This is a genomic window from Streptomyces sp. NPDC029139 (genome assembly GCF_055564335.1).
In genome coordinates, this window is record NZ_JBVHWN010000008.1 from 285,127 (window position 1) to 295,581 (window position 10,455).

A 10,455-nucleotide genomic window follows, 5' to 3' on the forward strand; every position below is an offset into this window, starting at 1 on the left:
TGACGGCATCGACGGCGCCGACGACACCGACGCCCCTGATCCGGGGCGGCGTCAGCCTTCGTACGCCACCCGGAAGCGGATGCCTGCGGACCGCAGGCGCCCGAGGAGCGCGTCGCCCATGGCCACCGCCGTCGTGACCTGCCCGGCGGTCTTCGGCAGGTCGTCGAGGGCGAGGCACAGGGCGGACTCGGCGAGCATCTTCGCCGTCTCGTCGTAGCCCGGATCGCCCCCCGACACCTCGGTGAACACCCGCCGGCCACCGCCTTCCCCGACGAACCGTACGGAGAACCAGCTCCGCGCCCGCCGCTCCGGGCTCGGACCCTGGCCCGCCTCGTAACGGTCCATCAGCCACCGCCGCGCGGCGGGGAGTTGGGCCGCCACCACGCCCGTGCCGACCGCGGCGGCGCCGCCGAGCGCCATGGGCAGGGTCTTGACCGAGGCGTAGTGCCGGTAGCGGAAGTCCGGGCCGTAGGACTCCAGGGCCCTGGCCGATCGCATCACCACCTGCGGATCGAGCGTCGGCAGCGGCAGCGCCCAGGTGCCGGTCTCCCGGCTGAACCGCGGCCCGCCCAGCGGGGCACGCGCCCGCCGGCCGACCAACCGGGGCTCGTGCAGCCGCCGTTCGTGCGCCGCCCGCAGGATCTCGCGGCCGCGTCCCATCGCCGTCAGGGCCGACGCGAAGGTCCCGCCCGAGAAGACGGCTCCCGCGCGTACGAACCCGTCGATCCGCAGCGGTACGTCCTTCGGCAGCTGCCGGACGGTGAAGTACACGCCCAGGTCGTGCGGTACGGAGTCGAAGCCGCACGCGTGCACGATTCTGGCCCCGGTCTCCCGGGCCCGCGCGTCGTGGCGTACGTACATCAGGTCGACGAACTCGGCCTCGCCGGTCAGGTCCACATAGTCCGTGCCGGCCTCCGCGCACGCGGCGACCAGGCCCTCGCCGTACCAGACGTACGGTCCGACCGTGGTGGCGACGACCTTGGCCGACCCGGCCAGTTCGCGCAGCGCCTCCGGGTCCGCGGAGTCCGCGACCAGCAGCGGCAGCTCCGCGCACCGGGGCCACCGGGCGGCGAGGCGTGTGCGCAGAGCCGTCAGCTTGGCCCGGCTGCGCCCGGCCAGCGCCCACCGGCAGCCGCCCGGGGCGTGCTCGGCCAGATACTCGGCGGTGAGCTCACCCACGAACCCCGTCGCCCCGAACAGGACCACGTCGTACGCCCGCTCCGTCGCGTCCCGCCCCATGCCGTTCCCGGTCTCCATCCAGCCCCTCGCCTTCGCCTGCGGATTCCCCTGCGGCTTCCCCTGCGAGCGCGGAGCCTAGCGGTACCGCCCGCGCGGTCCGTCAGCGGTAGTCGTCCGGGTGGTCCTGCATCCAGGTGTTGATCCGGTCGCGGGTGCGGAACAGCTCGGTCCGGTGCTTCTTCAGGTTCTCGGTCGAACGATCGCCGTTCAGCGTGGTCCGCAGGTCCTTGATCCAGGCGATCGGTTCGGGGAAGTGGCCGGGCCCCTTGGGATCCGCCTTCATGGCGCGGTCGAGTCGGTCCAGCTCGTCGTGGATACGGCCGAGGTTGAAGGCGCAGTCGGAGGGCGTGCAGGTGTAGAAGAGGGTTGCCTGCAGGCCGGCGAAGGCGTCCCTGACCCGCTCGGGCGGAGGGGTCGGGGTCCCGCCGTCGCCCGCCGGTTCACCGTCGCCCGCCGGAGCACCGGCGTCAGGTGTGTCGGTGGCGAGCGGCGAAGCGCTCGAGGTCGCCGGGGCGGCGTTCCCCGCCTGCCCCTCCGCCGAGGAGCACGAGATCAGAAGAGTGGCCGCGAGGGGGGCGGCGAGCAGGGCGGTCATCCCGCGTCCGGATATGCGCATGACAGGACCCTATCGACGCGGATCATGGATTTCCTCGTCCCCGCGGGAATTTCCAAGCGCTTGCTCGGCCGGGGGGCTTGTGCGGAGTGGAACACGTTCCTAGCATCACCGGTGTTACATCATTGGTGTCACACACGGCTGGGGGCTCGATGGCAGCGCAGACGAACGGTGGGACCGGCCCGCTCTCCGGGGTGCGTGTGGTCGAGCTGGCGGGGATCGGTCCGGGTCCGTTCGCCGCCATGCTCCTGGCCGACCTCGGCGCCGATGTCGTACGGATCGACCGCCCCGGCGGCGCGGGGCTCGGCATCGACCCCGCGTACGACCTCACCAACCGCAACAAGCGCTCGGTCCTGGTCGACCTCAAGGCCGACGGCGGCGCCGCCACGGTCCTCGACCTGGTCGAACGTGCCGACATCCTCGTCGAGGGTTACCGGCCCGGCGTCGCCGAACGCCTCGGTGTCGGCCCCGACGCCTGCCTCGGCCGCAACCCGAGGCTCGTCTACGGCCGGATGACCGGCTGGGGCCAGGACGGGCCGCTCGCCGCCGCCGCCGGACACGACATCGCGTACATCGCCATCACCGGCACCCTCGGCATGATCGGCCCCGACCCGGACGGCCCGCCCACCGTCCCCGCCAACCTCGTCGGCGACTACGCGGGCGGCTCGCTGTACCTCGTCGTCGGCGTGCTCGCCGCGCTCCAGCACGCGCGCGCGCACGGCGAGGGCCAGGTCGTCGACGCGGCCATCGTCGACGGCGCCGCCCACCTCGCCACCATGCTCCACGGCATGCTGGCGGCCGGCGGCTGGCAGGACCGCCGGGGCGTCAACCTGCTCGACGGCGGCTGCCCCTTCTACGGCACCTACGAGACCTCCGACGGGCAGTACATGGCGGTCGGCGCGCTGGAGCAGCAGTTCTACGACACGTTCACGCGCCTCCTCGGCATCGAGGACGTCGCCCCCGCCCGTAAGGACCTCGGACGCTGGGACGAGCTGCGCGCCGCCGTCGCCGACCGCTTCCGCACCCGTACGCGGGACGAGTGGACGGCCGTCTTCGAAGGGACCGACGCCTGCGTGGCGCCGGTCCTCTCGCTGCGCGAGGCCCCCGCCCACCCCCATCTCGCCGCCCGCGCCACCTTCGTCGAACACGCCGGCTTCACCCAGCCCGCCCCCGCTCCCCGGTTCTCCGCCACCCCCGGGACCGTCCGCTCCGGACCCGCCCGGCCCGGCGCCGACACCGAGGCGGTCGCACGCGACTGGGCCGTACCCGCACTGACCCGCCAGGAAGCCCCCCAGGAGCCCGAAGCATGAAGCGTCAGCTCTACACCGCCGACCACGAAGCCTTCCGCGAGACCGTCCGCACCTTCCTCGCCAAGGAGGTGCTGCCCCACTACGACCAGTGGGAGAAGGACGGCATCGTCGCGCGCGAGGCATGGCGTGCCGCCGGACGGCAGGGGCTGCTCGGCCTCGCCGTCGACGAGGAGTACGGCGGCGGTGGCAACCCCGACTTCCGCTACAGCGCCGTGCTCGCCGAGGAGTTCACCCGGGCCGGCGCCCCCGGCATAGCCCTCGGCCTGCACAACGACATCATCGGCCCGTACCTCACCTCGCTGGCCACCGAGGAGCAGAAGCGCCGCTGGCTGCCCGGCTTCTGCACGGGTGAGCTGATCACCGCCATCGCGATGACCGAGCCGGGCGCCGGATCCGACCTCCAGGCCATCCGGACCAGCGCCGAGGACCATGGCGACCACTGGGTGCTCAACGGCTCCAAGACCTTCATCTCGAACGGCATCCTGGCCGATCTGGTGATCGTCGTCGCGCGGACGACCCCCGAGGGCGGTGCCCACGGGCTGTCGCTGCTGGTCGTCGAACGCGGCATGGAGGGCTTCGAGCGCGGCCGGAACCTCGACAAGATCGGCCAGAAGTCCCAGGACACCGCCGAGCTGTTCTTCCACGACGTCCGCGTCCCCAAGGAGAACCTGCTCGGCGAGCTCAACGGCGCCTTCATCCACCTCATGACCAACCTCGCCCAGGAGCGGATGGCCATCGCCGTGGCCGGCATCGCCGCCGCCGAGCACCTCCTGGAGATCACCACCACCTACGTGAAGGAACGCGAGGCGTTCGGGCGGCCGCTGGCCAAGCTCCAGCACGTCCGCTTCGAGATCGCCGAGATGGCGACCGAGTGCGCCGTCACCCGTACGTTCCTCGACCGCTGCATCGTCGACCACGCGAACGGGGAACTCGACGCCGTCCACGCCTCGATGGCCAAGTGGTGGGCCACGGAGCTGCAGAAGCGTGTCGCCGACCGCTGCCTCCAGCTGCACGGGGGGTACGGCTACATGGCGGAATTCCCGGTCGCCAGGGCCTTCACGGACGGCCGTATCCAGACCATCTACGGCGGGACGACCGAGATCATGAAGGAGATCATCGGACGTTCCCTGCTGGGCTAGCCCGTCTCCTCCCACCCTCATCGTGAAAGGCTTCTCGTGAGCACCGAAGCGTACGTGTACGACGCGATCCGCACCCCGCGCGGCCGCGGCAAGGCCAACGGCTCCCTGCACGGCACCAAGCCCATCGACCTGGTCGTCGGCCTCATCCACGAGATCCGCGCCCGGTTCCCCGGGCTCGACCCGGCCGCCATCGACGACATCGTCCTCGGCGTCGTCGGACCGGTCGGCGACCAGGGTTCCGACATCGCCCGGGTCGCGGCCATCGCCGCCGGACTGCCCGACACCGTCGCCGGAGTCCAGGAGAACCGCTTCTGCGCCTCCGGCCTCGAAGCCGTCAACATGGCCGCCATGAAGGTCCGTTCGGGCTGGGAGGATCTCGTCCTCGCCGGCGGCGTCGAATCCATGTCGCGAGTTCCCATGGCCTCCGACGGCGGTGCCTGGTTCGCCGACCCGATGACCAACTACGAGACGGGCTTCGTGCCCCAGGGCATCGGCGCCGACCTCATCGCCACCATCGAGGGCTTCTCCCGCCGCGACGTCGACGAGTACGCGGCGCTCTCCCAGGAGCGCGCGGCGGCGGCCTGGAAGGACGGCCGCTTCGACCGCTCCGTGGTCCCGGTGAAGGACCGCAGCGGCCTGGTCGTCCTCGACCACGACGAGCACATGCGCCCCGGCACCACCGCCGACTCGCTCGCCGCCCTCAAGCCGTCCTTCGCGGCCATCGGCGACATGGGCGGCTTCGACGCGGTCGCCCTGCAGAAGTACCACTGGGTGGAGAAGATCGACCACGTCCACCACGCCGGGAACTCCTCCGGCATCGTCGACGGCGCCTCGCTGGTCGCGATCGGGTCCAAGGAGGTCGGCGAGCGGTACGGGCTGACGCCGCGCGCCCGGATCGTGGCCGCGGCCGTCTCCGGCTCCGAGCCGACCATCATGCTCACCGGCCCCGCGCCCGCGACCCGCAAGGCGCTCGCCAAGGCCGGCCTGACGATGGACGACATCGACCTCGTCGAGATCAACGAGGCGTTCGCCGGTGTCGTGCTCCGTTTCGTCAAGGACATGGGCGTCAGCCTGGACAAGGTCAACGTCAACGGTGGCGCGATCGCGCTCGGCCACCCGCTCGGCGCGACCGGCGCGATGATCCTCGGCACCCTCGTCGACGAGCTGGAGCGCCAGGACAAGCGCTACGGCCTCGCCACGCTCTGCGTCGGCGGCGGCATGGGCATCGCCACGATCGTCGAGCGCGTCTGACCGTCCCGTCCGCACCCCTCATACGGAGAAGCAGCAATGACCGAGAGCACGACCATCCGCTGGGAACAGGACGAGACCGGCATCGTCACCCTCGTCCTCGACGATCCCGACCAGTCGGCGAACACCATGAACCAGGCGTTCAGGGACTCCATCGCGGCGATCGCCGACCGCGCCGAAGCCGAGAAGGACTCCCTCCGCGGCATCATCTACACCTCCGCCAAGAAGACCTTCTTCGCGGGCGGCGACCTCAAGGACATGATGAAGGTCGGGCCGGAGCAGGCCCAGCAGGTCTTCGACACCGGCATGGCCATCAAGCGGTCCCTGCGCCGGATCGAGACCCTCGGCAAGCCGGTCGTCGCCGCCATCAACGGAGCGGCGCTCGGCGGCGGTTACGAGATTGCCCTCGCCTCCCACCACCGCGTCGCGCTCGACGCGCCCGGCTCCAAGATCGGCCTGCCCGAGGTCACCCTCGGCCTCCTCCCGGCCGGCGGCGGCGTCACCCGCACCGTACGCCTCATGGGCATCGCGGACGCGCTGCTCAAGGTCCTCCTCCAGGGCACCCAGTACTCCCCGCAGCGCGCGCTGGAGAACGGCCTGGTCCACGAGGTGGCCGCCACGCCCGAGGAGATGCTGGCCAAGGCGCGGGCCTTCATCGACGCCCACCCCGAGTCGCAGCAGCCCTGGGACGTCAAGGGCTACAAGATCCCCGGCGGCACGCCGTCGAATCCACGGTTCGCCGCCAACCTGCCGGCCTTCCCGGCCAACCTGAAGAAGCAGCTGAACGGCGCGCCGTACCCGGCCCCGCGCAACATCCTCGCGTGCGCCGTCGAGGGCGCGCAGGTCGACTTCGAGACCGCCCAGACCATCGAGGCGCGGTACTTCACCGAGCTGGTCACCGGCCGGACGGCGAAGAACATGATCCAGGCGTTCTTCTTCGACCTCCAGGCCGTCAACTCCGGGGCGAACCGCCCCCAGGGCATCGAACCGCGCCCGGTCCGCAAGGTTGCCGTCCTCGGCGCGGGGATGATGGGCGCCGGCATCGCCTACTCCTGCGCCCGCGCGGGGATCGAGGTCGTCCTCAAGGACGTCTCGGCCGAGGCGGCCCTGCGCGGCAAGGAGTACTCCGAGAAGCTGCTCGCCAAGGCGCTCTCGCGGGGCCGTACGACCGAGGCGAAGCGCGACGAACTGCTCGCCCGGATCACCCCCACCGCCGACCCGGCCGACCTGGCCGGCTGCGACGCCGTGATCGAGGCCGTCTTCGAGGACACGGCGCTCAAGCACAAGGTCTTCGAGGAGATCCAGGACGTCGTCGAGCCGGACGCGCTGCTCTGCTCCAACACCTCGACGCTGCCGATCACCGTGCTCGCCGAAGGGGTCACCCGTCCGGAGGACTTCATCGGCCTGCACTTCTTCTCGCCCGTCGACAAGATGCCGCTGGTCGAGATCATCAAGGGCGAGCGGACCGGCGACGAGGCGCTGGCCCGCGCCTTCGACCTCGTACGGCAGATCAACAAGACCCCGATCGTCGTCAACGACTCGCGCGGCTTCTTCACCTCGCGGGTCATCGGCCAGTTCATCAACGAGGGCGTCGCGATGGTCGGCGAGGGAGTCGACCCGGCATCGGTCGAACAGGCGGCGGCCCAGGCCGGCTACCCGGCCAAGGTCCTCTCCCTGATGGACGAGCTGACCCTCACCCTGCCCCGCAAGATCCGCAACGAGACCCGGCGCGCGATCGAGGAGACCGGCGGGACGTGGGCCGGCCACCCCTCGGACGCGGTCATCGACCGGATGGTCGACGAGTTCGGCCGTACGGGACGCAGCGGCGGCGCGGGCTTCTACGAGTACGGGGAGGACGGCAAGCGGGCGGGCCTGTGGCCGGGCCTGCGCGAGCACTTCACGCGCCCGGACGTGGCCGTCCCCTTCGAGGACATGAAGGAACGGATGCTCTTCTCGGAGGCGCTGGACTCGGTCCGCTGCCTGGAGGAGAACGTCCTGACCTCGGTCGCCGACGCCAACATCGGTTCGATCATGGGCATCGGATTCCCCGCGTGGACCGGCGGTGTGCTCCAGTACATCAACGGATACGAAGGGGGCCTGCCCGGCTTCGTGTCCCGCGCGCGCGAACTGGCCGCGACGTACGGCGACCGCTTCCTGCCGCCGGCGCTCCTGGTGGAGAAGGCCGAGCGGGGCGAGGTGTTCACGGACTCCTGAAGGCCGTCCGCAGCTCCTCGCTCAGTGAGCGCTGGAAGGCTGTGACCAGGGCCTGGATCACCATCGGCTGCATGTGCGCGGACAGCGACTTCATCGCGGCGAGGTGATCCGGGTCCTCGGCGCTCTCCCGGTACGGGTTCCAGACCTCCTCCCGGAAGAGGCGGGAGAGCTCCTGGGCCGCGGCGCGGGCGTGTTCGAGCAGGACGGTGCGGGAGGCGAGGATCGTCTCGTGGGCGATGGGCACGTCGAGGAGTTCGACTCCGAGACGCAGCAGCGAGGAGTCGAGCCGGAAGACGTCCGGTTCGGCGCCCTTGTCGAGGACGCCCATCGCGGCGAGCCGGTCGACGTCCGCGTCGGCGAGGGGCCGGCCCGCGCGCCGCTCGAGTTCGCGCCGGGTGATCTCCTCGGCCGACTCCGGCGCCCAGGAGGCGACCAGGGCCCGGTGGACGGCGAGATCCCGCGCACTGAGGTCGGGCGGGAGCTGGTGCAGGTACCGCTCGATGGCGGAGAGCGTCATGCCCTGCCGCTGGAGCTCTTCGATCAGGGCCAGCCGGGAGAGATGGTCGGGTCCGTAGTGCCCGACCCGCCGCGGACCGATGGCCGGCGGGGGCAGCAGGCCCTTGGTGCCGTAGAACCGCACGGTCCGCACGGTGACGCCCGCCCGCGCGGCCAGCTCGTCGACGGTGAACGTCGGCTGCTCCTCGGTCTCGGTGCCCATGAAGTGCCTCGTTTCCGGTGCCGTGCCCTCGCCGTGCCGTTCCTGGTCCGGTGCAACAGTATTGCTGTCTCATCAGTGTTGTAAAAGCGGTGGAGGCTACCGTTCGTTCCCTCCCGGGCGGGCAGCTCTCGTAAAGGTGTGGACAGCCCTCCGTCGCCGGGCGAACATCACCGCGATGAACGACGAACCTCTCCACCCCCCACGTGTCCGCTTCGTCGAACTCGGTGCGAAGGCGCTGCGGGCGCTCGCCGACGGTGACCTCGCCGGCGGTAGTGCCGAGGCCGGGGTCGCCCTCGACGCGTACTTCGTCTCCGAACGCGCCCGCGGGATCTTCGCGTACCGCGCCGACCAGCTCGCCAGGGACCCGTCCGCCGCGCCCTGGATCACCCGGGCCGCCGTCTCCGAGCCGGACGGGATCGTCGTCGGGGACGCCGGGTTCCACGGGCCGCCGGACGGGACCGGCACGGTCGAGGTCGGCTACACGGTCGTGCCCGCGTACCGCCGCCGGGGCTATGCCCGCGCCATGCTGCGGGCGCTGCTCGTCAGGGCCGCCGCCGAACCCGGCGTCAGGACGGTGCGCGCCACCATCGGATCCGACAACACCGCCTCCCTGGCGACCCTCGCGGGCTTCGGCTTCACACGCGTCGGCGAGAAGGGGAACGAGCGCGACGGGCCGCACCTCGTCTTCGAGGTCCCGGCGGACGCGATGCGGGGCGAGTAGCTCCGCGGCTCCCGACCGCGCTGTCAGAGGCTTCTCGTACGGTGGGGGCATGTCGGAGATCATGTACGTACGGGGGGACGCCACCGCGCCGCAGGGCAAGGGTGTCAAGATCATCGCGCATGTCTGCAACGACCTGGGCGGCTGGGGCAAGGGTTTCGTCCTGGCGCTGTCGCGCCGCTGGCCGGAGCCGGAGGCGTCCTTCCGACGCTGGCACCGTGAGCGCGCGCGGAACGACTTCGGTCTGGGCGCCGCTCAGTTCGTGCGGGTGGGGCCGTACGTCTGGGTGGCGAACCTGGTGGGCCAGCGCGGGATACGGACCGGCCGGAGCACCGGCGTGCCCGTGCGCTACGAGGCGATCGACGCGGCGCTCGGGCTCCTCGCCGACAAGGCGGAGGAGTTGGGGGCGTCCGTGCACATGCCCCGCATCGGATGCGGGCTGGCCGGCGGGAAGTGGTCCCGGGTGGAGCCGCTGATAGCCGGGCGGCTGACGGCTCGGGGGATACCGGTCACCGTGTACGACTTCGAGGCGTAGCCGCCGCCCGCGTGCCGCCCTGAGCCCGCCCTTGAACCACCTCGGAGTCCACCCCTTGGCCCGCCCTGAGGTGCACCGGCCCACCCGCGCGTCGGTTGGCGTGCACCTGCCGCTAGAGTCACGTGCTTGTTCGAATTCGGGGAACGGTGACTGGGGAGGGTCATGTACACGGAACTCAGGGAGACGGCCACGGAGTTGGCCGCGGTCCTGTGGCGGGAGCACACCGTGTACCGCGAGCGGGGCGGCGGGGTGGTGATCCGCGGCGAGCACGTGGGGCGCTGGATCAGCCTGGCCCCGACCGGCGGGAAGGACCAGGCCCGCCTCCGGGCCGGGCGGCTCCTCGACGGCGGCACCACGGCACCGGCCCGCTCGGAGACCGTCGTCGACCTCACCGTGGGGACGAGCGAGCTGGCCGCGGTCTGCCGCCGCCTGCTGGCCGACGTCGCCGCCGCCGACACGGAGCCGCCCCGCGCCCGCACCGAGCGCCGCCCGCGCCAGGAGCGCCCGGCCAAGCCCGCCCGCCCCCGCAGGAGCCGCCACACGAGCCTCGGCTCCTGGGTGGTGCTCCTCTGCGTGGCCGGGATCGTGGGCCTCTGGGTCTACACCCAGTTCGGCATGTACCGGTACTAGGTTCTGTCTCTTTGACTTCATGTCGATCGGGCCACGTGCGAGGGTGGTGGCCATGCCGCAGCTTGGTCACCGCCTCCGGTCCTTGAGATTC

10 protein-coding genes are annotated in these 10,455 nt (G+C 71.5%); 7 read left to right on the top strand and 3 right to left on the bottom strand.

Translation table 11 applies throughout. The annotated features are described in order from the left end of the window. Window positions 1-51: 51 nt before the first annotated feature. On the bottom strand, window positions 52-1,257 hold the full coding sequence (locus ACZ4VW_RS20540) for a saccharopine dehydrogenase family protein (protein WP_467964297.1): 1,206 nt from the start codon (window positions 1,255-1,257) through the stop codon (window positions 52-54). Between the two features lie 82 nt (window positions 1,258-1,339). Beyond that, entirely contained in the window at window positions 1,340-1,855 is a 516-nt protein-coding gene (locus ACZ4VW_RS20545) for a hypothetical protein (protein ID WP_467964299.1), read from the bottom strand. Between the two features lie 149 nt (window positions 1,856-2,004). Between ACZ4VW_RS20545 and ACZ4VW_RS20550 the strand changes: the two genes are divergently transcribed. The 4 genes from ACZ4VW_RS20550 to ACZ4VW_RS20565 are packed head-to-tail and all read left to right on the top strand — an operon-like array spanning window position 2,005 to window position 7,763. After that, entirely contained in the window at window positions 2,005-3,162 is a 1,158-nt protein-coding gene (locus ACZ4VW_RS20550; protein ID WP_467964301.1) for a CaiB/BaiF CoA transferase family protein, read from the top strand. Continuing rightward, complete coding sequence (locus ACZ4VW_RS20555) at window positions 3,159-4,301, top strand: acyl-CoA dehydrogenase family protein (RefSeq protein WP_467964303.1); 1,143 nt, start codon at window positions 3,159-3,161, stop codon at window positions 4,299-4,301. The genes ACZ4VW_RS20550 and ACZ4VW_RS20555 overlap by 4 nt, the downstream gene beginning before the upstream one ends. Window positions 4,302-4,337: 36 nt before the next feature. Continuing rightward, a complete protein-coding gene (locus ACZ4VW_RS20560; RefSeq protein WP_467964305.1) occupies window positions 4,338-5,552 on the top strand; it encodes an acetyl-CoA C-acetyltransferase in 1,215 nt (404 codons plus the stop codon). Between the two features lie 36 nt (window positions 5,553-5,588). Continuing rightward, entirely contained in the window at window positions 5,589-7,763 is a 2,175-nt protein-coding gene (locus ACZ4VW_RS20565; protein ID WP_467964307.1) for a 3-hydroxyacyl-CoA dehydrogenase NAD-binding domain-containing protein, read from the top strand. On the opposite strand, the gene ACZ4VW_RS20570 is transcribed toward ACZ4VW_RS20565, so the two are convergent. After that, on the bottom strand, window positions 7,750-8,481 hold the full coding sequence (locus ACZ4VW_RS20570) for a MerR family transcriptional regulator (RefSeq protein ID WP_467964309.1): 732 nt from the start codon (window positions 8,479-8,481) through the stop codon (window positions 7,750-7,752). The genes ACZ4VW_RS20565 and ACZ4VW_RS20570 overlap by 14 nt on opposite strands. A gap of 175 nt (window positions 8,482-8,656) precedes the next feature. Between ACZ4VW_RS20570 and ACZ4VW_RS20575 the strand changes: the two genes are divergently transcribed. From ACZ4VW_RS20575 to ACZ4VW_RS20585, 3 genes are all read left to right on the top strand, one after another. Continuing rightward, the gene (locus ACZ4VW_RS20575) at window positions 8,657-9,202 is read left to right on the top strand and encodes a GNAT family N-acetyltransferase (RefSeq protein ID WP_467964311.1); all 546 of its coding nucleotides are present in this window, start codon (window positions 8,657-8,659) and stop codon (window positions 9,200-9,202) included. A 49-nt stretch (window positions 9,203-9,251) separates the two neighbouring features. Beyond that, entirely contained in the window at window positions 9,252-9,734 is a 483-nt protein-coding gene (locus ACZ4VW_RS20580) for a macro domain-containing protein (RefSeq protein ID WP_467964313.1), read from the top strand. A gap of 162 nt (window positions 9,735-9,896) precedes the next feature. Beyond that, entirely contained in the window at window positions 9,897-10,364 is a 468-nt protein-coding gene (locus ACZ4VW_RS20585) for a hypothetical protein (RefSeq protein ID WP_467964315.1), read from the top strand. Window positions 10,365-10,455 lie beyond the last annotated feature (91 nt).

Excerpts from the sequence above, each read along its gene's own strand:
- ACZ4VW_RS20550 (WP_467964301.1), top strand. The coding sequence starts at position 2,005 with ATGGCAGCGCAGACGAACGGTGGGACCGGCCCGCTCTCCGGGGTGCGT.
- ACZ4VW_RS20545 (WP_467964299.1), bottom strand. The coding sequence starts at position 1,855 with ATGCGCATATCCGGACGCGGGATGACCGCCCTGCTCGCCGCCCCCCTC.
- ACZ4VW_RS20570 (WP_467964309.1), bottom strand. The coding sequence starts at position 8,481 with ATGGGCACCGAGACCGAGGAGCAGCCGACGTTCACCGTCGACGAGCTG.
- ACZ4VW_RS20575 (WP_467964311.1), top strand. The coding sequence starts at position 8,657 with ATGAACGACGAACCTCTCCACCCCCCACGTGTCCGCTTCGTCGAACTC.
- ACZ4VW_RS20555 (WP_467964303.1), top strand. The coding sequence starts at position 3,159 with ATGAAGCGTCAGCTCTACACCGCCGACCACGAAGCCTTCCGCGAGACC.
- ACZ4VW_RS20580 (WP_467964313.1), top strand. The coding sequence starts at position 9,252 with ATGTCGGAGATCATGTACGTACGGGGGGACGCCACCGCGCCGCAGGGC.
- ACZ4VW_RS20585 (WP_467964315.1), top strand. The coding sequence starts at position 9,897 with ATGTACACGGAACTCAGGGAGACGGCCACGGAGTTGGCCGCGGTCCTG.
- ACZ4VW_RS20565 (WP_467964307.1), top strand. The coding sequence starts at position 5,589 with ATGACCGAGAGCACGACCATCCGCTGGGAACAGGACGAGACCGGCATC.
- ACZ4VW_RS20540 (WP_467964297.1), bottom strand. The coding sequence starts at position 1,257 with ATGGAGACCGGGAACGGCATGGGGCGGGACGCGACGGAGCGGGCGTAC.